We start from the raw sequence: 23,225 nt of genomic DNA on the forward strand, positions 1-23,225 counted from the left end.
ACTAATATTCCTCCGAAGTTCCTTCATCGGTATTAATTTCTGCATCCAGTTCTCGTCTATAGGCAGCCATCTCTTCTACAAACTCATCAAATAAAGGATCATCTTTAAACATACCCGCAAATTTAACCCAAGGGTTAGACTGTTCAACTTTCTGTTGATAGATTATCATAGGCAAGCAACACAGCCTGAGTGTAAGCCACCACAAATAAGACATTAAATAACTCAAGAAACCATCATCATTAATTAGACCATGAGCCATGCGATTTCGCAAGTTACTACCTGAATGTTCAACCAGTAAACCCTTGAGATCAAATAGAGTATCTTCATCAAAAATAGAAGCAGTCTCAGGGTAGTAAAGAGTTGTATTCAAGTTATGCTCGTTTTGAATTCCTTGATCATCATAACTAGAGGGTAATACGCCTTTTTTCCAAAGTAGATAACGTATAGAATTCTCAATTTGAGGGATGAGAATATGGGTAGAGGTGAAAAAATCTCCAGTTAGTCCAGCGTATAAACCTTTAGCAAACAAATATTGTCTATCTGGTGGTACAAAAGGACTATTAGCAACAATGGGAAGTAAATCTTTGACTTGGATAGGGTGTTCTAAATTGATTTGATCTCTTGCAGGTTCAATCAATACTCGGGCTTGGATACTTTGATAGTAGGCTGCATTGGTATACATTTCAAATTTAGTTTCTTCTTCAGTCTTTCCAGATTGTCTGGCAACAACTTTACCCATTTCATTGATCATAACTTTTGAAATAGAAATATAGGGAAACAGAGGATCATCTTTAGCGATTTGATCCGCTTGTTGTCGAAGCTGAGAGACTTTAGGAGGAGTTGCTAATAATGCTAAGGCAAAAAGAGCATCCTGCAATTTCTTGCCTCTAACACTTGCCCGAACTTTCTCTACTTCTTTGCTAAAATCAATCCGCTCTGATTGGATTGTAACTAACTCATTCATAGATTTCTCTTGATTCTGAAGTAGAAGTTTGTGTGCTTCATCGACTCTTTTTTTATCTTGTTCTTTTTCTTCCTTTGTGCCGGGAATTTTTCTAAATGATTCAATAGCTTTGTGGAGAATGCTTGATGCTGCTAAATAAGGAGTCTGGGAATTTTTAAGATCATTCTCACCTTCCTTAATATAAGTTTCAGCAGCAAGTCTTAAAGCTGCACGTTCTTTGTCTTTATCTTTCTCAAGGCGATGCCATTTTGCTTTGATTTCCCAGTACGCTCTAGCTCTATCCCAATCACAAACTGATTCAGCAACCGTAGCCGCTTTTTCAGCGAGATTTGCATATTTTCTGGAGTCAACGAGTCGGTATTCTTGCAAGAGTTCCATCAGTCTTGCTGACAACCAACGCGGATCTTCTCCGTTGTAGCGTTCAAGAACTGTCTCTATATGTTGAACTACTGTTTCGACTTGATAATTAATTTTTCTGGCTAATCTAAATGCTCTCTCTATTCTTGTAAAGCACCTAACCCACCTCGCAGAATTTTCTAACTCTATAGCTGACTGTATATAAGCAGGAACCGCTAGTTGAGCCATTTGATAGTTGCGTCGTTTACACCAGAGAATATCTGTAACTCGTGCTTGCAGTTCAGGATCGGTAATTTCCCTAGCAATTTCAGCAAGAAAGTCTAAATACTCGTCTGTAAAGTTATCGAATATTTTAGCAAAATGCTCCTCGTTTGACTCGGACTGAATTTCAACTAGAGTGATATATCCTAATATCTCAAATACAACTTTTTCCCGAATATTTCCTGCTTTTTCTGCTTCCTGTGCTTTTCCCAAAAATCCCTCACTATATGCAAAACACTCTTTAACTTCACTAGCATTAATCACTTCTTGCCAGGAAGAGTTGATAAAATCATCTTTAGTCAGAGGGGGGTTCACGGATAACATTGAATTTTTCTGAGTGGATTCACCTTCAGTCATTTTATCTCACCAGTTCAGCTAGAATATTTCTATATATCTAGCAAGTATAGCATTTTTGGCTCGGTTGTGATTATTACTCCAATAACCAACCAAATACTTCTTCAATAGTAAGCTGTATCTGATTAGCACTTGAGAGGTGGCTATACTATTTTATCTAAATTCTGTAATAATGACATTTGACCCTGCTACTTGGGGTTTCGTAAAGCATCAATATCTGAACCACAAATCGCTTGAACATTACGGGTTATTTTATCAATTTCCCAATCCCACCAGCGAATTTCTAACAATTCTTGAATGATTGACTCCTCAAACCGTTTTCTAATTTCTTTAGCGGGATTTCCCCCAACAACAGCATAGGGTTCAACGTGGCGAGTGACAACAGATAAACTGGCAATAATCGCACCATCACCGATATGAACACCCGGCATAATTGTCGCACCATAACCAATCCAAACATCATTACGAATAATAGTATCCCCTTTATTCGGCCAAGAATCTGGCATTGCGACTTCCCAACCTGATCCAAAAATCGGAAAGGGATAATTGGTAAACCAATCTGTGCGGTGATTTCCACCATTCATAATAAATTTAACATCAGAAGCAATCGAACAAAATTTACCGATAATCAGTTTATCGCCTTCAAAATCAAAGTGATAAAGAACATTGCGTTCAAAGTTTTTAGGGTTCTCAAAGTCATCATAATAAGTATAATCTCCAACAATAATATTGGGATTTTTGATGATATTCTTTAAATAGACCAGTCGAGTTTGCTCGGGAAGTGGGTATTTTTTTTCGGGAGAAGGACCGTTACTCATCAGTTGTTCCGTAAAATTTGAAAGGTGAATCGTTCTATTGATATGACTTTAGATTTAACCTATTTAGATAATAAACCATTGACGTATGACTCGCCATATTTTTAACCGAACTCATCCGGCGAACCCCGGAGAGAACCAAGGAGACAAGCGATCACATCATCCAAGAAATCCCTTTTTTTTGCAGATTAAGTCACTTACGCTCAGAAAGTTTTGACAAATTTTCATTAACTTGCGATCACTCTATCGGAAGAGATTTTACTGATTTTGTTAACTTGACTACCAATAATTAAAATCCGTAAAATTTTAAATCTCCCTCATCCGAAGGATACCAAAGCAAACCGTTAAGACTTAAATTAGAGATGTTAAGAAGCGTAAGTAACAATCATTATGAAAGCATTAAAAATTAAATTACCCAAAGCTTTACTCGCAACTATCGTCAGCTTAGGAGGTTTAGCGACTGTTTCTGCTTTCGGTAATATTAATAGAGCCGTTGCCAATGAATATACTGGTGAGAATAATCAAATAAGCCAGCAGATGAACTCACCCCAACAAAATCCGGGAATGCGTGACAATCAAATGCAACAAAATCCGGGAATGCGTGACAATCAAATGCAACAAAATCCGGGAATGCGTGACAATCAAATGCAGCAAAATCCGGGAATGCGTGACAATCAAATGCAGCAAAATCAACAAGGAAGTTCTTCTGGAAATGAAAGCATTGTTGGTGCAATGTCCGAGACGGGATCTTTTAATACACTCGCCCAAGCTGTTGAAGCAGCCGGTTTAGCAGATACTTGGGAAAATGAAGGTCAATACACTGTATTTGCACCTACTGATCAAGCTTTTGAAGCGTTACCTCCCGGAACTTTAGAAGCATTATTACGTCCAGAAAACCAAGACACATTGCGTCGAATTTTAGAATATCACGTTGTTTTAGGTGAAGCAGACTCCAGCACGATTAGTTCAGGGTTCTTTAAAACAGCCGAAGGAAGTGGAGTAAATATTGATGTCGCAAGCGGTATGGTTCAAGTCGAAGGTGCTAATGTTACACAGCCTGATATTCAAGCAAGTAATGGCGTAGTTCATGCTATCGATCAAGTGATTCTACCGCCTGATATTTCAGCCGAACAGTTGCAACAATTAACGATAGCTCAATAAATATTTTGAGGGTTGACTATATGGGTAGTTCTGATGAGCTACCCCGTTTTTAAACTCTCTAGTTTATAGCAAAAATCTGGGTTAATTAAGAGAGTTGTTTGATTCTTTTAATTCAAAACATACTTGCTCAAAACTGAATAAACTTCATTGATATTCACTGAGCGATTAAACTCTTTTGAAATTGGAATTGATTCACTTCCGACCCAAATTTTTAACTCAGCATCTAGATCAAAATGACCTGCACTTTCTTTAGAAAATTTAGTAATTTTTGAGTAGGGAATGGAGAGAAATTCTATCTTTTTCCCGGTTACACCTTGTTTATCAACCAGAATTAAACGTTTGTTGGTAAAGACAAACAAATCACGAATCAGTTGATAAGCCTTTTCGATTCTTTCTCCCTCGACCAAGACTTCACTAAACAGTTTATCAAGTCTAGCGGCATCTGCTTTGACTTCAGAGGCATTTCCGAGAAGACCACTAATTAATCCCATATTATTATCCTTCTGCTTGTCTAACAAGTGTTGAGGTTATGATGTCTAACAAAAAACGGTTAGTTGCATCTATCTCTATGTTAGCAAATGCTTTTCAAAACGGAGTGAATGTAAGTTTTTATACCCCAAAAATAAGTTTTATTTTTTTGCGGAATTGACCGGATCGGAGTTGAAATAAATTGAAGAGGCGTAAGTTGTATCTTGAATTAAGTTGTCTTTCCCCATCCTCAAGATTAAAAACCCGGTTTCTCAATAGAAACAGGGTTTTTGGGATGTACCTCCGAAGCAACGCCGCTATATATTTTGAATTAAGTTGTCTTTCCCCATCCTCAATAAATTACAGGGTTTTAAATTACTTCGTTTGAAAAATATTCTGCACCATTTTTTTATCAACGCTAGCTGCGGCTTTGTCGAGTTCTTCAACTTCACCGGAGTCGAGTTTCCAACCCAACGCCCCAATATTTTGTTTGGCTTGTTCGGGATTTTTAGCCCCAGGAATGGGAATAGTTCCCTTACAAATACACCAATTAATTGCGACTTGTGACATCGTTTTATTTCGAGATTCGGAAATCTCTTTTAAACAAGATAAAAGGGGTTTAACTCCTGGTAAAATTTGACGAAAAACTAAACTGCGAATTCCTTTGGGGAAAGGGCCGTTTTCTGCATATTTTCCGGTTAATATTCCCAAAGCGAGGGGACTGTAAGCAATGATTTTAATTCCGAGTTCATCACAAACGTCTTTTAAGCCTAATTCTGTTATCGGATAAGTAGAGAGGAGGGAATATTGTACTTGTAAAGTGGTAATGGTAACACCACGTTCTTGAAATTTTTGATACACTTTATTCAGTCGTTTAGAACCATAATTTGATAAACCGACTCCTTTGACTTCTCCTTGTTCATAAAGGTCAGCTAAACCATCTAATAGCGGCCATTCTTGCCAAGGAAAATAGTTCGCCGTTGACCAGTGCATCTGCACTAAATCTACCTTTCTTCCTAACCGTTTGGCTGAGGCTTTACAAGCGGAAATCATTGCATTTCGCGTTAATCGACCGGGGTAAGCGGCTAGTTTTGTGGCGATACAAATTTGATCGGAATTTAAACCGGAATATTGACTTGAAAATTGTCCTAAAAGACTCTCGCTACGTCCGTTTAATTTCCCGGTTCCGTAGGAATCTCCCGTATCAAATAAAGTCACTCCATTGCTAACACATAAGTTAAAAACCTCTTGGAGTTGCTGATCCATACTTTCATCATAACCCCAAAGCAGTCGGTTTCCCCAAGCCCATGTTCCACAACCCATTTCGGGTAGAGAAAGTGTTTGATTCGTTTGCATTTTAACTCGATGTAGATGTCTTTATAACAGTGTATAATTAATTGGTTCATCCGTAAAATTTTACAAGATTAACCACACAGCCAAACCCCAAAACGGAATAAATCTTAACCATCGCTTTTGACTCTCAACAGGTTCAATACTTCCCATCAGTATGATTTGAAAGATATAAAATAAAACCACATCAACACAAAAGGCTATCGTGACGCGATTACTCATAAAATTCTGCACAAAAAATTCACTTCTCGCAGCAATATCTCCAAATTCAGGACGACCGACAACAGCCCAAACCAGAGAAATAGTCCCGACTATTAAGCCGATAAAACCAAATATTTTAGCTAATAAACCCTTGGTTGGTTTGTCTTCGGTTTCCCCATTGGGAACGGTAAACCACCAAGCCATATAAGGAAGTAAGAAAGTATTAGTCAGGAACATTGCCAAACTCCAAATAATAATTTTCGGGAGTTCTCGTCCTTTAGAATCAAGCAGTAATAAAGGCAAAAACATAAAAATCCAAGCTTCCGCAAAGTTAAATAAACTCTCGATCCAAGGATGAATAATTGGGGCTTGCATAGATTCAATGCCCACCGCATTTAAAAAGGGTAAAATAAAGAAGAAATTAATCGATTCGTTGACAATTTCCTTTAAAGTTTCCGGTTGAACCGCCCAAAGAGGTTCGCCGGGAAGGAGTTGTTGGGGCGGAGAAAGGAGTAAAATATAAATGTAGATAACTGATAGTAGCCCAAAGAATGCAGCAATTAAACGTTGAGACTGTAATGAGTTGGAAAACCTTGACTGTGCCATTGAGTCACCTAATTTGACTATAATAAATTTTAAACGATTCGCTCTAAAAATGAACTATTATTCACAACGCCGAGATGTTTTCTCTCCCGCCTATCTTAACTCTCTACGGGGAGAAATCCTAGCTTGTCCCTATCTCGCCATCAACAACCTTAATCGTGATTTTATCGATACAAAAGGCTTTTCTGTGGTGTTTAAACGCTCGAAACAGGCGGAAGTTGAACGGCGTTTTCCTTTTTTTAAAAGCTATCTAGAACAGGCGTTACAACCTTCTTGTAATGCGTTTTATCTTAACCCTCTGGTGTTAAAAGCCGGTTCGCGAGTTGATCCGCATATTGATCGCTCTTTACGCTCTTATTGTAAAACCGTTGAACCTCCTGTCGTTGTCAGTGTTTTGTATGTTCAAGTTCCGGTTAATTTAGAAGGGGGAGAACTGGTTTTACGTTCGGATAAAAAACAAGTGGGACAGGTTAAACCTCAAGTTAATACTTTACTCTTTTTTCAGGGAAATCTTACCCATTCTGTTAATGCAGTTAGAACCACTGGAACCCGTTTAAGTTTGGTTTGTGAGCAGTATAATTTGAGTGAAATTGAATTGCAAGAAATTCCAGAATTTACAATAGAATCAAGAGCGGCAAAGACCAAACGGAAGTAATTTAGAGGTTGAGTTGATTTGGCGATCGCATATAAAAACCGATGTTGTTTTTTTCGTTAACTCAATTTATAATAGAGATGAGACAACCAACCTAAAGTATCAGCTAATTTCGATTTAAAGATTAAGATCGCTACAATTATTGTATAAAAGTAGACTCAAGGAGGATTGAAAGAATGCCGCTTGCACCAGTTGAAGAAAAAATGTGGAATAAGTCTGTTTCCAAATTGGATACTAAAAAGGCTGATGGTGATATTGACGATAAATACGAGTCAAGAGATAAAAGAATACTGACCGAAATTAATCGTGAAAAGCTCCCAAGTTTTGCTGAGGCATTAAAAAAACCTGGGTATATAAATGTACGACCCTTTTTTCAAAGAAGATCTCGTTGGGATGAAAAGAAGCAATCGCGATTAATTGAGTCATTCTTGATTAATATTCCGATTCCGCCGATTATTCTTTTTGAAATAGACTTCAATTCTTATGAAGTCATGGATGGTCAACAAAGAATTACTGCAATTCAAAATTTTTACGACGATAAACTCAAATTAACGGGACTAGAACTCTGGCCAGAACTTAATGGATATACCTATAGTCAACTACCTGTAAAAGTTCGTGCAGGAATTGATAGGCGCTCGATATCATCTATCGTGATCATCGCCGAATCAACTTCCGATCCCGAAGAAGCTTTATTTCTAAAGCAAAAAACCTTTGAACGTCTAAATACGGGTGGAGTGGATTTAAGTAATCAAGAAGTTAGACACTGCTTGTATTATGGAGAATTGGAGAAATTACTGCTAGAATTATCGCGTAATCCGATCTTCACTCAAGCCTGGGAAATTCCGATAGACGAAGATAACCCAAATATTAACAAAAATAATCTTTATAAAAAAATGGAAGATACTGAGTTAATTCTTCGTTTTTTTGCTCTCAGAAATGTCGAACATTTTCGCCGGGGAATGAAGGAATTTCTAGACCTCTATATGATGAAAAGCTTGACTTTTACACGGGAAGATATAGAATTTCTAAAAATTACTTTTTTACAGACTATCCAGTTAGCTTATGAAATTTATGGAGAGTATTTATTTAAACCTTTTGATCCCCAAAAAGACACTTGGAAAGATAAATCTTACAAAGCCTATTACGATGCTGTGATGGTCGGGTTGAGTCGGCATTTATCAAAAGCAGAAATACTAAGTCAAAATAAATTAATCGTTATTGAAGAAACGAAGAAGCTATTTAGCAAGGAGGAATCACGTCTCTTAACTGGATCGGGAAAAACAAAAGCGGAAATTCAAAAAAGAATCGAACTATTTGACAATATGCTTTTGCAGGTTATAGGAGAATAGCTTGCAATGTTTGACGAATTGATAAACAGGGCAAGTCAAGAAATTTCTACTGTGCGTGCAATCATCAAAAGTAATGATATACTGAGAGGTATTCTTTTTGGAAAAGAGAATGAAATTAGAAAACTATTGGAGGATAAAACAGATTTAATTGACGCTGTTCCTAGTGAAACTGAATGGCAAATTTACGATCATTGTGCTGTAGTTACGCGACTGTATGCTATTTATGAACGATTTGTTGAGGATTTAATTACTGATTGGCTGCGACTTCTACCTGAGATAGTTTCAAGTTATTCACAGTTAGGTGAAAAAATCCAGAATACCCATAGAGAAGGGATAGGACGTTTACTACTGGATATCAATAAAAATAGATTTCAGCATCTTTCGGTAGAAACAGTTATTCAAGGCTTATTTTCTGGAATTACGGCTACAGGAAAGTATGAACTTCTCCCGGAAGCCTTTTTATTACATGAGCAAAACTTACGCAAGGATATACTAGAAAAATTATTTTCAGATGCGGGTATAGAAAATACCTGGAGATGGGTAATTAAGCATAGAGAAATTAAGTATTTTGTAGAAGAAATTAGAGGAAATCAAAATACACCCGAAGGAGAACTAAAGCAACTGGTTGACTATCGAAATGAAGCGGCGCACGGAACTATTGATGAAATTTTAGGAACTGATGAACTTCTCAATTTAGGTGATTTTATAGAAGCGTTATGTAAAGCTTTAGCTGAGTTAGTGACCTATCAAGTCATTGAGCAAAAAAAGAGGGTAAAACAAGCTAAGAATGTTGGAAAAATAACAGAATGGTTTAAGAAGCCAAGAGCAGCAGTTGCAAAAGTTAAAGATATAAGTTTGACAGTAGGAGATAATATTTTTATCGTCAATGAGGAATCTTCATGCTGTCAATTAGCCAAAATTGAGAGTATTAAAATTAACGATGTTTCTCAAGAGACTGTAAAAATAACCTCGGAAATAGAGGTCGGATTAAAGTTTGACACTGATATCAAAATCAGTAAAGGATTCAGTCTTTATAAAATTTAATAGGCAGAAATATCTCATTTGCTATAGACTGGGTTAACAGTTGCTAACCCAATCTTTTGTTTTAAGTCGAAGTTGTTTCGGGAGTAGCGGGTTTTTGAATATCTTCTTCTATTGCTTCTAAGGTTTGAATCACTAACCGTTTGGCTTGCAATTTCCAGCCAATTTGTTGAATTTTTATCGCTGCATAACCCCCGAAAACAGTAGCAATTAAATCCAACGGTTGCATAAAAGAAATCCCAAATAATAAGCCGAGTCCCGCAATTCCCCAAAAGGGTAACGCAACGGTTTGACGCTGTTCTTCAATTAACTTACTAATCCAATCAGTTGGCATTTCTTCTAATAGTGCAGCTTTCACTTTTTGTTGTTCTGCCAGGGAAACAGATATCCCTATTTTGCGGCGCAATCGTTGAATTTTACGGGCATCTGTGCTATACTGAGTTAATTCATCTTCAGCCATTAATACCAGACGTTCTAACTGTCCCATTTTTAAATTCCTATTCTTTTATTGCTCATTTTGTCCAGAAAAAAAGGGGTGAGAATCCACCCACCCCACCGAAAATTTAACCTTTTTTCAACAGAGATGAAACCCGATTTTTCAGGGATGCGATCGCAGTTTGTAAACCATTAGATCGAGATTGAGGCGGAACCGCGACTTGGATGGGTTCATCTTTAAATTCTTTGAGACGATAGCCAAATTCGAGTTGATTTTGGTGTTTCCGCAAACGGGGGAAGAGTCGAAACGCCCCTTGTAGCAAGTCTTCCTGACTCCCAAAAATCGCTTGATTGATCTGAGTTGAACTTTTTACCGCCACTACACCAACCGGATACCAGTTCTTTTGTCCCTGAACCCGGATATAAATCTCATAATCAGGGGTGCCGTCAGACTTCATTTTCTCATATTCCTTCGCCGCTTTGCTGCGTTCAACGGCGCGTTTGGAGGGTTTGGCTGGGGGCTGAGTTTTTGCGAATCCTTGTTTTGTCGTCATGGTTGTTAAACGTTAAATGTTATACTTAATAAAAGTTTACAACCTTTTCAGAAATTTGTCTCCCCTCGCCTCAAGCTTGAAACTGAGACAACAGCCAAGCACTGACTTTACCGTGATTCATTTGGCGACTGCGGCGTAACGCTTCTTCTAACAGTGCAATTTCTAAACCTGCGAAAACTTGAGACTGTTCAATTCTATAACTTCCTCGATTCTCAATTTTAAAGGCAATAATTTGAGCGGCTTTAACATCAATAATCCAATATTCTCCGACTCCCAAAGATTCATAAAGTAAACGTTTTTCTCCTTTATCATCAGATAGGGAAGAATAGGCAACTTCTATCACCAAATCCGGCGCAGGATAGGTATTAAGATCGATAATTGTTGCTTCCCAAGGCACAATTTCTGCTTTTGAACCCATATAAAAAGAAACATCCGGTTGTGCTTCATCATAGCCAACTTTGCGATAAGTGCAGTTATCGTGAACATCCAAGTCTAAACCTCGAAGACTTGCATATAAATAGAGAAAGCCAATAACTGCTGCATGATCGCGAGAATGGGGATTTCCAAGGGGAGACATTTCTAACCTCATACGTCCATTAAAATAATAACCTCTGGCTTGTTCATAAGCCGGATTTTCTATAGCGAAAAGGTATTCTTCCCAAGTGGCTTTAATCCAAGTATCGATCAAAACTTGAGTTTTTAACTGAGTCATAACTGCACCATTGCAAGGCATCAATTCTATTATAACTGATGATTAATAATTTGGTAAAAAAAAGTAGAGATGTTCGGGGCATCTCTACTCTTTAAACAGCTCAAATTGCTAAACGCTGTTTTAGAAAATTAGCTTTCTTTTACCCTATAATCTGTTGCTAATTTCTTCTCTTAGCGAGAACGAATATTTTTTTCTTTCACCCATTCATCCTCATCCGAATCATACCCAACATAATGCACAAAATATTGATTCTTCTCTTTTTTGATTCGGATCTCTTTAATGGTGGCTTCATACCATTCGCCTTCGTCTTTATCCCAAACTTCTACAGTTTCACCGACGGAAAAACGACTGGTGATAACCGTTTCTGTGGGAGAAAAACTCGGAGTAAAATTACCCGAAGCTGCGGGAAGTTCGGCTTGAACAGAAGCATAAGCATCGAGAATCAGTTTACGGGTTACGGTTTGAATTCCGGTATGTTCATAATAGTTGGTGCTTTGATCAAGAAAGGCTGCTACAAAGTCTAAGTTATCATCAGCAATTTGGATAAAACTTCCCACCTGGTCGAGAACAGACTGAGGCGTTACCCCGGTTTTTTGGACTAAATTATTCATCCAGCCTTGTATGGAGTTAAATCCTTGTTTGATAAACCCAAATTTGTCGGAAGCATTGTTACCGGGAATGGCATTACTCACTGAATTGAAGACTTGATTTTGGGCGATAACGCTACTATCTGCACCATCAATCATCCCGTGAATTTTCCCAATAAAATCGGGGCCTAACGGTAAAATAGCATCAATACAAACCAATGAAACCATCCGCATTAACGCCGCATCTTGATAGTTATTGGCTAACGCCGTTGCAAACACTTGGGGGTTCGGTTGGGGAATGCCATTTAACTTACAAAACGCGATAATTTCAACGGTAATTTTGAGCAATAAATCAATGGTTTGTGTTAAATCTGCTTTCGGGGTAAAATTGCTTAAAAAGGAAAGAAAGCTAATTTTTTCACCAATTTTATTCGCCAAAGCTGCCGTCGCCATGATCGTATCGGCTGTATCGATAGTTTGATAAAGTTTAATCGCCGTTTGATAACCTTTTTGTGGATCGTGATATAATGCAACAGCGCGATCGCGAATTCTCTGAATTAGCTGAGAATTAGTTTCTCCAGTAATGCTGCGAATACTGTTATCAAATCCGACTAAATTATTCCACTGACCGGGCATGATATAATCAAGTGCCTTTAACACTTTGACCGTAATATTATCGGTGGGAAGTGCGTCAGCTAACTGAATAATGGATTTATCCATGAGTCATTCCTCCAAAAAAACGTTCTAAAAATTACTAAGTTTTCACCCTGATGAGGCGATGATAGCCAAGTTTTATCTCTCAAAACACAACTCAGTTTTGATCCCGAATGGTGAGTTGATGTTGAACCAAGAACGGTTAAATTGAGAGAAATTAACGGATCGAAAAGATTGACGATAGGCTGCACTTAGATCCTATTCTTCTCTACAATACATTTTAAACGATCGCTTGAGTAAATTGTAAATTTTATTTAAACTATAACAATATTCAATCTGTTTTATCATTATAACATCAATCTGTAAAACCATTAACTTTTAATCGGACTGACATAAAAGTAACAAAAATCCTGTAAAATAATACCCTGTCTGTTGTTCGCACTCGCTTAACTCCATGCACTGCAACTACCTCGAACGCATTCTCACCGCCCGTGTTTATGATGTCGCTCAAGAAACGCCGTTAGAACCCGCTCCCAACCTCTCTAAACGACTGAACAATAAACTCCTCCTCAAACGGGAAGATATGCAGTCGGTTTTCTCCTTTAAATTGCGGGGAGCTTACAACAAAATGGCACAACTTACCCCAGATTTACTGGCCGTTGGGGTGATAGCTGCATCGGCTGGAAATCACGCTCAAGGTGTTGCTTTGGCGGCGAATTATTTAGGAACAAAAGCGATTATTGTCATGCCTGTCACCACTCCCCAAGTGAAAATTGATGCCGTTAAAACCAGAGGTGGCGAGGTGGTATTACACGGAGAAACCTTTGATGAAGCTTATACATATGCTCGTCAATTAGAAGTCGAAAAAGGCTTAACTTTTATTCATCCGTTTAATGACCCGGATGTGATTGCTGGACAGGGTACAATTGGCATGGAAATCTTGCGACAATATCAACAACCGATTCATGCAATTTTTGTGGCAATTGGCGGTGGTGGATTAATTTCAGGAATTGCGGCTTATGTCAAACGCTTGCGTCCAGAAATTAAAATAATCGGCGTTGAACCTGTTGATGCGGATGCCATGTCGCAGTCACTTAAAGCCGGACATCGCGTTAAATTATCGCAAGTCGGACTGTTTGCAGATGGCGTTGCGGTGCGCGAAGTTGGAGATGAAACGTTTCGCCTTTGTCAACAATATGTAGATGAAATTATATTAGTCGGAACCGATGATACTTGTGCAGCAATTAAAGATGTTTTTGAAGATACTCGTTCGATTTTAGAACCTGCCGGTGCCTTAGCAATTGCGGGAGCAAAAGCATATGTTGAACGAGAACAAATTCAAGATAAAACGTTAGTTGCTGTCGCTTGTGGTGCGAATATGAATTTTGACCGTTTGCGGTTTGTTGCCGAACGTGCTGAACTCGGAGAACGTCGAGAAGCAATTTTTGCAGTCACAATTCCCGAAAAACCCGGTAGTCTTCGTCAGTTTTGTGACTGTTTAGGAAAGCGCAGTTTAACCGAATTTAACTATCGAATTGCTGACGAAAAAGAAGCGCATATTTTTGTCGGAGTTCAAATTGTAAACCGTGCCGATGCGGTACAATTAATGGAAAGCTTTGAAGCGCAGGGATTGAAAACTTTAGACTTAACCGATAACGAATTGGTCAAATTACATTTGCGTCACATGGTTGGCGGACGTTCCCCTTTGGCTCACCACGAATTATTATATCGTTTTGAATTTCCCGAACGTCCTGGCGCTTTAATGAAGTTTGTCGCTTCCATGAGTCCCAACTGGAATATTAGCCTATTTCATTACCGAAATAATGGTTCAGACTATGGCAGAATTGTAGTGGGAATGCAAGTTCCTCCCCAAGAAATGGAACAATGGCAAGCGTTTCTGGATACTCTCGGTTATCGCTATTGGGATGAAAATAAAAATCCCGCTTATCAACTGTTTTTAGGGTAATTATATTACAAAATTATGAGCGTATTATGACTGATAACATCAATCTAGAAGCCTATATTCCCTATCGTCGTAGCGATATTATCGAACTCTGTCTTAAAGATGGCAAATTAAACCGGGAGGATAGTCAAACCTTTAAAGAGTTTTGCGAAATTATATCGGCTTTTTATCACTTTCGTTTTCATCAAACCCTCGAAATTATCAAAGACAACTACGCCGTTTTTAACCCCAATGCTGATATTGAACCCTTAGAAGAACCCAGTTTAGATCAATATAGCAAAATGCAGTCCAAAGTGATTGAGGCGTTTAACCATATTTTAGAACGAGCGAATTATGTTCGCTTGTCAAAATCCATCGTTCATCAAGCGTTAGGAAAAAAGTCTTTGATTAACTTGCACACTTCTGTTGATTTTAATGACTTTGAGGAATTTATCTGCTATTATCGGGGTGATACCACGACAACAATTAAAGTGAAAAAGTTCTTCTTTTGGGAGGAAGAAAGAACGATTGATATTTTTGAACGAATTGTTTTACTACTTAAATTCAAAGGAAAAGGATATTTTCGCCGCAAAGAGTCCAACCATAAAGCATTAGATGAACTCAAATTTACACCCGGCAAAATGTATGTCTATTTTTATAAAAATATTCCCAAGTTCGATCTTGACTTATTGTTTCCCAATCTGAAAACCAGTATGACTTGGAAAGATCGGTTATTGTTTGGAATTCCGGCAATTGGAGCGGCAATTCCTCTAATCTTAAAAACTTTACCCAATATTTTATTACTGATTGCTGCAATCTTACTGGTTTTAAATGCTAGAGATTTAATTCAGTCTTTAAATGTAGAACAGGATAAACTTCAAGATATCATGCCGATTTTAGTCGCAACGTTATCTTTAGCCATGACGCTCGGCGGGTTTGCTTTCAAACAATATAGCCATTACAAAAATAAGAAAATCCTCTTTCAAAAAGATGTCACCGATACACTATTTTTTAAAAATTTAGCGAATAATGATAGTGTTTTTCAGCGATTCATTGATATTGCCGAAGAAGAAGAATGCAAAGAAATAATTTTAGTCTATTATCATCTGTTAACGAGTCAAAACCCCTTGAACCCTGAACAGTTAGATGCTAAAATAGAGAGTTGGATGAAGGAAAACTTAGGAATTAGAATTAACTTTGATATTCATGGCCCGTTAAACAACTTGCAAGAAATTAGAGGTAAAATAGAAGATCATGTGAATGAACCGGAAGTGCCGTTATTATCCTATGATCAACAAGGATATTGTCACGTTATCCCTTTAAAACAAGCAAGAACTGTTATTGATTGGGTTTGGGATAACGCCTTTCAATATAACGGAAAAGCCTTGTAAAAAAATGCGAAACATTCATCAGAATGGCAAACTGGCATCCTAAACCGTCTCGAAAACGTGACTAATCTGTGAAAAACTTGGGCAGCAAGCGAGTTGGGCGGCAACAGATGCCAGACTTGTGAAGAAAAAAAGCCTAAGCCGCAGAATTTAGCAATTAATTGTCAAAACTACAACCATCCCAAGGTAGAATATACATTGTTTATGAATTGCATTTTGCAGTTTGGCCTAACACACGGAACATTTTGATGCAGCAACAGAGTCAAAGCCCTCTTTCCAAACTGGGCATTCAACAAGCCAGTTTAGGAGAAAATCACAAGCTGAAGGTTCGTCGGCATTCTACCGCTTGGACACTTTTGCAGAGTCAAAATAGCGGCTAACACAGGCTGAATGTGTTAGGTTAAACCCAAAATGTAGATTTTTTTAACTCAAGTAAAATCGGAAATTTCGTGCAATCAAATACTGTTAGTCAGGCGACTATTACCGCCTCATTTTCCTCTACAACAGAGTTACCTTTTACTCTCCAAGATGTAAAGGCGGCAATTCCCGCCCATTGTTTTGAACCCTCAGTCTGGAAGTCTTTGAGTTATTTCTTTCTCGATATTTCCATTATTGCCGGGTTGTATGCGATCGCCTATAGCCTCGATTCTTGGTTCTTTTTCCCGATTTTTTGGCTAATGCAAGGAACCATGTTTTGGGCGTTATTTGTGGTGGGACATGATTGTGGTCATGGTTCTTTTTCTAAGCAAAAATGGCTGAATAATCTCATCGGACATTTGTCTCATATTCCCATCCTTGTACCTTATCATGGCTGGCGAATTAGTCACAGAACTCATCACGCCAATACCGGAAATATTGATAGAGACGAAAGCTGGTATCCGGTTTCTGAAAGTCAGTATGATCAAATGCCTTGGTATGAAAAGCTATTCCGCTTTTATATCCCTTTATTGGCTTATCCAGTTTACCTCCTTCATCCGGCAGGTTCTCATCTTTCTCCGAATACTCCCCTATTCCGTCCTTCAGAAAAATGGGATATTATCACCAGTGCAACTTGCTGGGTATTAATGGTAGGTTTTCTCGGTTTCCTAACCTATGAATTTGGCTGGTTATTCCTGCTGAAATATTATCTCGTTCCCTATATCATTTTTGTGATGTGGTTAGATCTTGTTACCTATTTACATCACACCGAAGCAGATATTCCTTGGTATCGGAACGAAGATTGGTATTTCCTAAAAGGCGCATTATCTACCATTGATCGCGACTATGGTTTTATCAATTCCATTCATCACGATATTGGTACCCATGTCGCCCATCACATTTTCCTCAATATGCCTCACTACCATTTGAAAACCGCAACAGAGGCAATTAAACCGATTTTGGGTGAATATTATCACAAGTCTGACGAACCCATTTGGAAGAGTTTTATTAACTCTTACATGACTTGTCATTTTGTTCCAAACGCGGGAAGTCCGATTTACTATCAGTCCGCTTGGAAGTCGAAAGTTTCCTCAAAAACGAACAAGCCTGACTAACTCTAACGTCTGAATTTTTTCGGGGTGGGTATTCATTGCCCACCCTATTTAATTGGGTAAAATTTTTGTAGGGGCGGGTTCAGCAAAAATTGATGTCTCCCATCAATAATTTATATAAACCCGCCCCATGTTACCGAAGAGGCTTAGGAAAAATTATGTAAAATAAAGAGTAACGCGATAGGAGCGATCGCCATCACTCTAACCCTTCCAATAAAGTTATACAATTGAAAGCTTTTCAATTTATTCAGTTTCTTCTTCCGTCGGATTTAAGGCTTGCTGTGAGGTGTGTCTAATATGGAGAATACGAACTAAAGAAACTTCATCATCCTCTAGTATTGTAAAAATAATGCGGTATTGATTGCGTCCCTTACCGTAAAGCAGTTGTCGAATTTCTAAGGTAAAGTATTCATTTTCTCTGGCTAAAGAACAACGTCTTGGCATCTCTGATAAAGAAGAGATTGCTTTCAGTAATCCTTCATACCAACTACTCGCTTTACTTATGGATGTAATTTGAGACATCCAAAGAAACGCAGAATCAGCTTCAGCTTCAGCCAGACTCGAAATTTCAACTTGATATTTCATCAATCAATGGATAGGTTATATTTCTTACGTTGTTCATCAGCAAATTCATCAAAAGAACGAAATCGACCTGCTTCAAAGTCATTCAATCCTTTCTGGATACCCTTAACCGCTTCCTCTGTATCCTGCAATTCCCCTTCGAGAATTTCGGTAATAAGTTCAGCCGCAACAACAGAAATATCTCGTCCTTGTTGTATGGCTTTTTCCCGAAGCTTGGCTTCAATTTCTGGAGTTAGATTGACTACAATTGACATGGGCTAATTTTTTAATACCTCAAGGTTTGTCTATGATTCTAGTATTCTAGCAAATCCGAGTTGCTATTGCGGTTTAACGTTTGTTGAGCAGTTAGAAAATTTAAAGCTTTTCTGACCTAACTCGCTGAATTTCATAATGATCAAAAGCCCTATCGCTACTAACAATTACCAAAGAATGATTGATCGCCTGTGCAATTAACATTCGATCAAAGGGATCGCGATGATGAAGTGGCAAACTAGCATAACACTGTAAATCAGCAAAAATTAGAGGTAAAACAGTTATATTAAGCTGTTCTAACAAACTAGGTAGTTCTTGAAATTCCAACTGTAACTCTAACTTTTGAATTGAAAGCTTGATGGCAATTTCCCAGAGAGTAATGATACTAACAACCACAGTATCAGCAGTCTCAATAGTGTCTCTAATCTCTGGGGTTAGCTTGGGATTATCATCAAGAAACCAGAGTAAAGTATGAGTGTCTAGCAACATCTACATATAGTCCTTTAAGTCTTCAAGCGGTGCATCAAAGTCATCCGACATCCAAATTTTTCCTTTCAATAATCCCGCTTCACGCTTTTTTTTCGGGGGTTCGAGTTGGGGCGATGTCTGGACGTATTTCTCTAACAAAAAGTCGATATAGTGAACAACTTCCGTTTTCAGGGAGTCAGGAAGGGCTGCAAATTTATCTAAAATCGTTGGTTCTATCATTGGTGTAACGGTGTCACTGTCGAACAAATTTTCAAGATTATTATAACAAATCCCCGCCAACGATTTAACCCGAACACGCTAAACTTGATACAAACGGTGCAGTTTGACTGAGGATAATATTATGGTGCGATTAAAACCTTGGCAATGGGTTATTCTAGCTTTACCGATCGCTTCTGTTGTCATCTTCATCCTGGTAGCAGCAGGATATCAAATTAATCAATGGGGAATTAACTGGATCTGGGGAATTGTTACCCTAGTTTTTGTCGGTTGGCGGTGGTTGATAGTCCGATGGACAAAACCTGCGATCGCACAAATGGAAGCAGTGATAGCAGAAGTGAATAAAGATCTCGAAGCCAGTTTAGACAATGCAGAAACGCCCTTAGCCGGAGATGCAGCGACTCAACAAATAGAAACAAAATTACAAGAAATCATCGAACAAACTCGCAATGATGCACCTGTTTGGCAAGATTGGGTCACATTTTGGCAACGATGTCAGGATGTCGTTGTCACAGTCGCTAATACTTACTATCCTGAAGTCAAATATCCTTTATTAAATATCTACATTCCCCAAGCTTATGGACTGATTCGTGGTACTGTTGATGATATGGATCGGTGGATGCAACAGTTATCCCCTGCCCTGAATCAAGTAACAGTTGGTCAAGCTTACCAAGCCATTGAAGTTTACCAAAAATTAGAACCTTCTGCGCGTAAACTTTGGCAAGTTTGGAATTGGGCAATGTGGGTGATTAACCCGGCTGCTGCTGCTGCAAGAGTTGCCAGTAAACGCTACAATGATCAAGCTAATCAACAATTATTGGTAAATTTGAGTCAAATGTTGCGAGAAGTTGCGCTCAGAAATCTCAGTCGTCAAGCCATTACATTGTATTCAGGAACTCAACTTCCGGCGTCTGTTTTTTCCACAGAAACCCCAACTTTACCGAAAGCCCAAACTCAAACCCTACGAGAGATTTTTGAACAAGCAGAACCCACAGAAGAAGTTGAACAAAAACCTGTTAATATTTTACTGGCTGGACGAACCGGAGCGGGAAAAAGTAGTTTAATCAATACTTTATTTCAAGCCGAAAAAGCCGAAGTTGATGTTTTACCGAGTACCGATAAAATTCAAAGTTATCAATGGCAAACGCCCACAGGCGAAACGTTAATATTGTGGGATACTCCGGGTTATGAACAAATTAATCGGTCTGATTTGCGGGATTTAGTGTTAGATTTTATCAACAAAACGGATTTGTTATTATTAGTAACCCCTGCTCTTGATCCAGCGTTACAAATGGATGTAGACTTTTTACAAGATATAAAAGCAGAAGTTGAAGATTTACGGGCAATTACGATTGTAACGCAAGTGGATCGTTTACGTCCCCTTCGAGAGTGGGAACCGCCCTATAATTGGCAAAGTGGAAATCGCCCCAAAGAAATTGCAATTCGAGAAGCAACCCAATATCGAAGTGAACGATTAGGAGAAGTTTGTCATCAGGTTTTACCTGTAGTAACAGGAGATATAAATAGCAGTCGAAAAGATTGGGGGATGGATGCTTTATCGATTGCTTTAGTAGAATTAATTTCGCCGACAAAACAACTCCGGTTAGCCCGATTTCTACGCAATTTAGATGCTCGTACTGTTGCCTCTGCTAAGATTATAGATCGTTATACTTTCCAAATGACAACGACTCAAGGTTTAGCCGCATTAGTCAAAAGTCCAATTCTCAAATATATTGCTACCCTCTCAACAGGTTCCCCGACTTTGGCTTATTTACTGGCTGAACAAATTCCGATTGAACAGTTACCTGTTGTGATTGGGAAACTACAAATGGGATATGATTTGTTTTCTCTGTTAAATCCCGATGAAGGCAAAAATCGCCGGAATTTTGACTTGCTAATGCTGTGGCCGTTATTATTAGAAAATCCCGGTAAACCGGAGCAAAATGCTTGGGCATTTGGTCATGCCTTGGTGGAATATTGGACAAAAGATTTAACGATTGAACAATTGCGAAAACGGTTTGAGTATTATTTTCAGCAGGTGCAGAGTAAATCTGAGACGACATAAAACTTGTCTATAGCAGTGTGAAATAATTCGGAAAAATCCTACCAGTTTACAGCCCCCATTATTGGGGGTTTGGGGGCTAAACAATTTTCAAATGATTTCCGATTGCTATATCTTATCCTGTGACACCTAGCAATAAGGCGGAGTTCCTGACTACTAGGTGATATTATATCCGATTCAAGAAATAGGATTTCTGTAGGGGCGGGTTCATTACAGTTTACAGTTATACAGTTATCAGTTACCAGCTTTTACAGTTTACAGTTTACAGTTATTAGTTATTAGTTCTCAGTTATCACTATTGACTGTTGACTCTATGCACGAAGTTGCTCTCTTGCAAACTTTGCTCTCGCCGGAAACCGCGCCCGCCGCAAGGCAAGCGCTCTACGCAGGCGTAACCCCAAGCTCGCACTTCGCGCTGTTGACTGTTGACTGTTGACTGGTCACTGTAAACTGTTCACTGGTCACTGTTTAAACCCGCCCCAGCCCTAATATTAGAGTTAATCAACCGGACTTGATCTCATTTAATCATCCATTAACTCGTGACTTCAAAACTCGTTTCAATCACTTCAGGGATTTCCTGTAACTCCGGTTCTTTATTTTCCCAAGAAATTTTAAAGGGAAGAGTTCCAAAACAACAAGATTCCCACTCACTCTGAACCGGGACTTGAAACAATTGACATAAGCCACCACGTCGCCCTTCAGGTTTATAGGAGCGGCAATTTTTACAAGTAGATGGAACATTTTTTTGTCTTTTCATTCAATATCTCCGCAGAGCTTCTGATTCGATTGTTTATCACAACCCAGCTTGTGCTTTGTTGCAGAGTTTACAGTTTTACAATTATTGAGATATTGAGATTTGAGTCAAGAATTAAAGGAAAAATTAATTAAAAACTAGACAAGGATAAAAAATAACGATTGAACAACTGCTTATCCTTGCCTAACTTATTAGGGGGTAAAAGTTTACGGATTGCCGAAACTTTGTGAGCCAGTATAACCGGATAACTCAGCTAATTTATCTAACCGTTGCACCCCAGAATACTGTTGACCGTTCACTTCCCAGGTGGGATAACCCTTAATATTTGCAGCTTGGCACAACTGGGGTTGAGCGTTTTTCCCCTTTGAATCACACTCAATATAAGTCAGCTTCGTAACAGCTTCTTTTCCGAATAATTGCTTTTGAGTTTTGCAATGATCACACCAAAAAGCCCCATACATTTTCGCTCCCACTTGAGTCAGATGTTCGGCTAGGGCTATGTTAGCCGGATTAGATGCTGTTGTCACGCCGTAAGTTTCTTGAGTTCCTGCTTGAGGGTTGTTTAAGGGAGCATAAACACCTAAAGTCCCAATAATGGTGATCATCCCCACAATTAAGCCTGTAAACATAAGTTGACCGATATCTTCCCAAGAATGACCGACAATCGTTAACAGAAATAAACTCAACGAACAAACAGCCGAAGCGATACAATATAAACAGAGAGATTGAATTTTAAACGCCATTAAATACATTAAATAGCTGCTAAAAATCATCATGGCGACTCCCCCCGCAAACATCAGCAACCAAGTCCAATATTCGGCTTTTTGACGTAATTCTTTTTGAGACTCCGGGTTAATCAACCAAGGTGCAACAGCCATTGTTCCCATACCGCTATAGGCTAAAAACCCAAACAAAGCTAACGGTAAACCAAACACGACAGCATAGGGACTTGACAGCACCTTGTCACACCCTGTTACGGGACAAGCGGCACTTCCTCCCGTCAACTTGACAATCGTCAGATAAGCGGTAACAACAGCCCCAAAAGCGGCAATCGTTGCGATAATAAAGCGAGATTTGCGTTGAATCCAAGGTGTAGAACGTTGGCGAAGCATAATTACAGTTTCCTATCCTCTATTTTGATGTGATATACTGGCGATCGCTAGAGTGATTAGACGTGCGATTGGATAGCCGCTTTCCTATGAAAATCATATCCCCGATTTTAACCTGTCTGATTTTAGCGGTTGGAATGAGTGCGATCGCAATTGTTTCAGTCCAAAATGCGACCCCCGTCTCAATTAAGTTTCTTACCTTCGAGTCTATACAAATTCCGGTCGGAGTTATTCTGGCGTTTAGTGTGGCTGTCGGGTTGATTTTCACTGCAATTTTAATCCCCATAGGGCAACGAGTCAGCGTCACATCCGAAGAAGAATAAATCTCTGGTAGGGGCGGGTTCCCCAACAATCTATGTCTCCCATAAATAACTGATATAAACC

General features: G+C 38.7%; 25 protein-coding genes. 10 read left to right on the top strand and 15 right to left on the bottom strand.

Annotated elements, in window-relative coordinates:
* Window position 1: 1 nt before the first annotated feature.
* Window positions 2–1,939 carry a DUF4209 domain-containing protein gene (locus WN50_RS07305; protein ID WP_235440870.1) on the bottom strand — a complete coding sequence of 646 codons (1,938 nt, stop codon included), beginning with the start codon at window positions 1,937–1,939 and terminating at the stop codon, window positions 2–4.
* A 185-nt stretch (window positions 1,940–2,124) separates the two neighbouring features.
* Window positions 2,125–2,754, bottom strand: coding sequence for a CatB-related O-acetyltransferase (locus WN50_RS07310; RefSeq protein ID WP_046279636.1), 630 nt, complete (start codon window positions 2,752–2,754; stop codon window positions 2,125–2,127).
* Between the two features lie 387 nt (window positions 2,755–3,141).
* On the opposite strand from WN50_RS07310, the gene WN50_RS31330 reads away from it, so the two are divergent.
* On the top strand, window positions 3,142–3,912 hold the full coding sequence (locus tag WN50_RS31330) for a fasciclin domain-containing protein (RefSeq protein WP_046279637.1): 771 nt from the start codon (window positions 3,142–3,144) through the stop codon (window positions 3,910–3,912).
* A 107-nt stretch (window positions 3,913–4,019) separates the two neighbouring features.
* Here the strand turns inward: WN50_RS31330 and WN50_RS07320 are convergent, their stop codons facing one another.
* The 3 genes from WN50_RS07320 to WN50_RS07330 form a co-directional block, all read right to left on the bottom strand.
* Window positions 4,020–4,403, bottom strand: coding sequence for a PH domain-containing protein (locus WN50_RS07320; RefSeq protein ID WP_046279638.1), 384 nt, complete (start codon window positions 4,401–4,403; stop codon window positions 4,020–4,022).
* A 352-nt stretch (window positions 4,404–4,755) separates the two neighbouring features.
* On the bottom strand, window positions 4,756–5,736 hold the full coding sequence (locus tag WN50_RS07325; RefSeq protein ID WP_046279639.1) for an aldo/keto reductase: 981 nt from the start codon (window positions 5,734–5,736) through the stop codon (window positions 4,756–4,758).
* Between the two features lie 60 nt (window positions 5,737–5,796).
* Window positions 5,797–6,537 (bottom strand): hypothetical protein, encoded by a 741-nt coding sequence (locus tag WN50_RS07330; RefSeq protein ID WP_046279640.1) that lies wholly within the window; start codon window positions 6,535–6,537, stop codon window positions 5,797–5,799.
* Window positions 6,538–6,586: 49 nt separating this feature from the next.
* Here WN50_RS07330 and WN50_RS07335 point away from each other — a divergent pair, with 49 nt between their 5' ends.
* From WN50_RS07335 to WN50_RS07345, 3 genes are all read left to right on the top strand, one after another.
* Complete coding sequence (locus WN50_RS07335) at window positions 6,587–7,189, top strand: 2OG-Fe(II) oxygenase family protein (protein ID WP_046279641.1); 603 nt, start codon at window positions 6,587–6,589, stop codon at window positions 7,187–7,189.
* Between the two features lie 173 nt (window positions 7,190–7,362).
* Window positions 7,363–8,535 (top strand): DUF262 domain-containing protein, encoded by a 1,173-nt coding sequence (locus WN50_RS07340; RefSeq protein ID WP_046279642.1) that lies wholly within the window; start codon window positions 7,363–7,365, stop codon window positions 8,533–8,535.
* Between the two features lie 6 nt (window positions 8,536–8,541).
* On the top strand, window positions 8,542–9,579 hold the full coding sequence (locus tag WN50_RS07345; RefSeq protein WP_046279643.1) for an MAE_28990/MAE_18760 family HEPN-like nuclease: 1,038 nt from the start codon (window positions 8,542–8,544) through the stop codon (window positions 9,577–9,579).
* 61 nt (window positions 9,580–9,640) lie between these two features.
* Here WN50_RS07345 and WN50_RS07350 read toward each other — a convergent pair whose 3' ends face one another.
* The 4 genes from WN50_RS07350 to WN50_RS07365 all read right to left on the bottom strand — a co-directional run bounded on the left by WN50_RS07350 (window position 9,641) and on the right by WN50_RS07365 (window position 12,584).
* On the bottom strand, window positions 9,641–10,063 hold the full coding sequence (locus WN50_RS07350) for a hypothetical protein (RefSeq protein WP_046279644.1): 423 nt from the start codon (window positions 10,061–10,063) through the stop codon (window positions 9,641–9,643).
* Window positions 10,064–10,139: 76 nt separating this feature from the next.
* On the bottom strand, window positions 10,140–10,565 hold the full coding sequence (locus WN50_RS07355) for an HHL1-like protein (protein WP_046279645.1): 426 nt from the start codon (window positions 10,563–10,565) through the stop codon (window positions 10,140–10,142).
* A 70-nt stretch (window positions 10,566–10,635) separates the two neighbouring features.
* A complete protein-coding gene (locus tag WN50_RS07360) occupies window positions 10,636–11,277 on the bottom strand; it encodes a Uma2 family endonuclease (protein ID WP_046279646.1) in 642 nt (213 codons plus the stop codon).
* A gap of 170 nt (window positions 11,278–11,447) precedes the next feature.
* A complete protein-coding gene (locus WN50_RS07365) occupies window positions 11,448–12,584 on the bottom strand; it encodes a Tudor-knot domain-containing protein (protein WP_046279647.1) in 1,137 nt (378 codons plus the stop codon).
* A 388-nt stretch (window positions 12,585–12,972) separates the two neighbouring features.
* On the opposite strand from WN50_RS07365, the gene ilvA reads away from it, so the two are divergent.
* The 4 genes from ilvA (at window position 12,973) to WN50_RS07380 (ending at window position 17,380) form a co-directional block, all read left to right on the top strand.
* Window positions 12,973–14,484 carry a threonine ammonia-lyase, biosynthetic gene (gene ilvA, locus WN50_RS07370; protein ID WP_046279648.1) on the top strand — a complete coding sequence of 504 codons (1,512 nt, stop codon included), beginning with the start codon at window positions 12,973–12,975 and terminating at the stop codon, window positions 14,482–14,484.
* Between the two features lie 26 nt (window positions 14,485–14,510).
* Window positions 14,511–15,851 (top strand): TMEM143 family protein, encoded by a 1,341-nt coding sequence (locus WN50_RS07375; protein ID WP_046279649.1) that lies wholly within the window; start codon window positions 14,511–14,513, stop codon window positions 15,849–15,851.
* A gap of 245 nt (window positions 15,852–16,096) precedes the next feature.
* Window positions 16,097–16,228 (top strand): hypothetical protein, encoded by a 132-nt coding sequence (locus WN50_RS36860; protein WP_281062867.1) that lies wholly within the window; start codon window positions 16,097–16,099, stop codon window positions 16,226–16,228.
* 69 nt (window positions 16,229–16,297) lie between these two features.
* Window positions 16,298–17,380, top strand: a complete 1,083-nt coding sequence (locus WN50_RS07380) for a DUF3474 domain-containing protein (protein ID WP_046279650.1) — start codon at window positions 16,298–16,300, stop codon at window positions 17,378–17,380.
* A 240-nt stretch (window positions 17,381–17,620) separates the two neighbouring features.
* Here the strand turns inward: WN50_RS07380 and WN50_RS07385 are convergent, their stop codons facing one another.
* From WN50_RS07385 to vapB, 4 genes are all read right to left on the bottom strand, one after another.
* Window positions 17,621–17,962: a type II toxin-antitoxin system RelE/ParE family toxin gene (locus tag WN50_RS07385; RefSeq protein WP_046279651.1), complete on the bottom strand. Its 342-nt coding sequence runs from the start codon at window positions 17,960–17,962 to the stop codon at window positions 17,621–17,623.
* A complete protein-coding gene (locus WN50_RS07390) occupies window positions 17,962–18,213 on the bottom strand; it encodes a hypothetical protein (protein WP_046279652.1) in 252 nt (83 codons plus the stop codon). Before WN50_RS07390 ends, WN50_RS07385 begins: the two co-directional genes overlap by 1 nt.
* A gap of 100 nt (window positions 18,214–18,313) precedes the next feature.
* A complete protein-coding gene (locus tag WN50_RS35190) occupies window positions 18,314–18,700 on the bottom strand; it encodes a type II toxin-antitoxin system VapC family toxin (protein ID WP_046279653.1) in 387 nt (128 codons plus the stop codon).
* Window positions 18,701–18,919, bottom strand: a complete 219-nt coding sequence (vapB, locus tag WN50_RS35195) for a type II toxin-antitoxin system VapB family antitoxin (RefSeq protein ID WP_046279654.1) — start codon at window positions 18,917–18,919, stop codon at window positions 18,701–18,703. It lies immediately after the preceding gene.
* 121 nt (window positions 18,920–19,040) lie between these two features.
* Here vapB and WN50_RS07405 point away from each other — a divergent pair, with 121 nt between their 5' ends.
* The gene (locus tag WN50_RS07405; RefSeq protein ID WP_046279655.1) at window positions 19,041–20,981 is read left to right on the top strand and encodes a GTPase family protein; all 1,941 of its coding nucleotides are present in this window, start codon (window positions 19,041–19,043) and stop codon (window positions 20,979–20,981) included.
* A 529-nt stretch (window positions 20,982–21,510) separates the two neighbouring features.
* Here WN50_RS07405 and WN50_RS07410 read toward each other — a convergent pair.
* Window positions 21,511–21,735 carry a hypothetical protein gene (locus tag WN50_RS07410; protein ID WP_046279656.1) on the bottom strand — a complete coding sequence of 75 codons (225 nt, stop codon included), beginning with the start codon at window positions 21,733–21,735 and terminating at the stop codon, window positions 21,511–21,513.
* Between the two features lie 203 nt (window positions 21,736–21,938).
* Window positions 21,939–22,844, bottom strand: coding sequence for a vitamin K epoxide reductase family protein (locus tag WN50_RS07415; protein WP_046279657.1), 906 nt, complete (start codon window positions 22,842–22,844; stop codon window positions 21,939–21,941).
* 86 nt (window positions 22,845–22,930) lie between these two features.
* On the opposite strand from WN50_RS07415, the gene WN50_RS07420 reads away from it, so the two are divergent.
* Window positions 22,931–23,164, top strand: coding sequence for a LapA family protein (locus WN50_RS07420; RefSeq protein WP_046279658.1), 234 nt, complete (start codon window positions 22,931–22,933; stop codon window positions 23,162–23,164).
* Window positions 23,165–23,225 lie beyond the last annotated feature (61 nt).

This window comes from Limnoraphis robusta CS-951 (assembly GCF_000972705.2).

Bases quoted from the DNA above. Each gene is read 5' to 3' on its own strand.
- WN50_RS07305 (WP_235440870.1), bottom strand. From the start codon at position 1,939: ATGACTGAAGGTGAATCCACTCAGAAAAATTCAATGTTATCCGTGAAC.
- WN50_RS07310 (WP_046279636.1), bottom strand. From the start codon at position 2,754: ATGAGTAACGGTCCTTCTCCCGAAAAAAAATACCCACTTCCCGAGCAA.
- WN50_RS31330 (WP_046279637.1), top strand. From the start codon at position 3,142: ATGAAAGCATTAAAAATTAAATTACCCAAAGCTTTACTCGCAACTATC.
- WN50_RS07320 (WP_046279638.1), bottom strand. From the start codon at position 4,403: ATGGGATTAATTAGTGGTCTTCTCGGAAATGCCTCTGAAGTCAAAGCA.
- WN50_RS07325 (WP_046279639.1), bottom strand. From the start codon at position 5,736: ATGCAAACGAATCAAACACTTTCTCTACCCGAAATGGGTTGTGGAACA.
- WN50_RS07330 (WP_046279640.1), bottom strand. From the start codon at position 6,537: ATGGCACAGTCAAGGTTTTCCAACTCATTACAGTCTCAACGTTTAATT.
- WN50_RS07335 (WP_046279641.1), top strand. From the start codon at position 6,587: ATGAACTATTATTCACAACGCCGAGATGTTTTCTCTCCCGCCTATCTT.
- WN50_RS07340 (WP_046279642.1), top strand. From the start codon at position 7,363: ATGCCGCTTGCACCAGTTGAAGAAAAAATGTGGAATAAGTCTGTTTCC.
- WN50_RS07345 (WP_046279643.1), top strand. From the start codon at position 8,542: ATGTTTGACGAATTGATAAACAGGGCAAGTCAAGAAATTTCTACTGTG.
- WN50_RS07350 (WP_046279644.1), bottom strand. From the start codon at position 10,063: ATGGGACAGTTAGAACGTCTGGTATTAATGGCTGAAGATGAATTAACT.
- WN50_RS07355 (WP_046279645.1), bottom strand. From the start codon at position 10,565: ATGACGACAAAACAAGGATTCGCAAAAACTCAGCCCCCAGCCAAACCC.
- WN50_RS07360 (WP_046279646.1), bottom strand. From the start codon at position 11,277: ATGACTCAGTTAAAAACTCAAGTTTTGATCGATACTTGGATTAAAGCC.
- WN50_RS07365 (WP_046279647.1), bottom strand. From the start codon at position 12,584: ATGGATAAATCCATTATTCAGTTAGCTGACGCACTTCCCACCGATAAT.
- ilvA (WP_046279648.1), top strand. From the start codon at position 12,973: ATGCACTGCAACTACCTCGAACGCATTCTCACCGCCCGTGTTTATGAT.
- WN50_RS07375 (WP_046279649.1), top strand. From the start codon at position 14,511: ATGACTGATAACATCAATCTAGAAGCCTATATTCCCTATCGTCGTAGC.
- WN50_RS36860 (WP_281062867.1), top strand. From the start codon at position 16,097: ATGCAGCAACAGAGTCAAAGCCCTCTTTCCAAACTGGGCATTCAACAA.
- WN50_RS07385 (WP_046279651.1), bottom strand. From the start codon at position 17,962: ATGAAATATCAAGTTGAAATTTCGAGTCTGGCTGAAGCTGAAGCTGAT.
- WN50_RS07390 (WP_046279652.1), bottom strand. From the start codon at position 18,213: ATGTCAATTGTAGTCAATCTAACTCCAGAAATTGAAGCCAAGCTTCGG.
- WN50_RS35190 (WP_046279653.1), bottom strand. From the start codon at position 18,700: ATGTTGCTAGACACTCATACTTTACTCTGGTTTCTTGATGATAATCCC.
- vapB (WP_046279654.1), bottom strand. From the start codon at position 18,919: ATGATAGAACCAACGATTTTAGATAAATTTGCAGCCCTTCCTGACTCC.
- WN50_RS07405 (WP_046279655.1), top strand. From the start codon at position 19,041: ATGGTGCGATTAAAACCTTGGCAATGGGTTATTCTAGCTTTACCGATC.
- WN50_RS07410 (WP_046279656.1), bottom strand. From the start codon at position 21,735: ATGAAAAGACAAAAAAATGTTCCATCTACTTGTAAAAATTGCCGCTCC.
- WN50_RS07415 (WP_046279657.1), bottom strand. From the start codon at position 22,844: ATGCTTCGCCAACGTTCTACACCTTGGATTCAACGCAAATCTCGCTTT.
- WN50_RS07420 (WP_046279658.1), top strand. From the start codon at position 22,931: ATGAAAATCATATCCCCGATTTTAACCTGTCTGATTTTAGCGGTTGGA.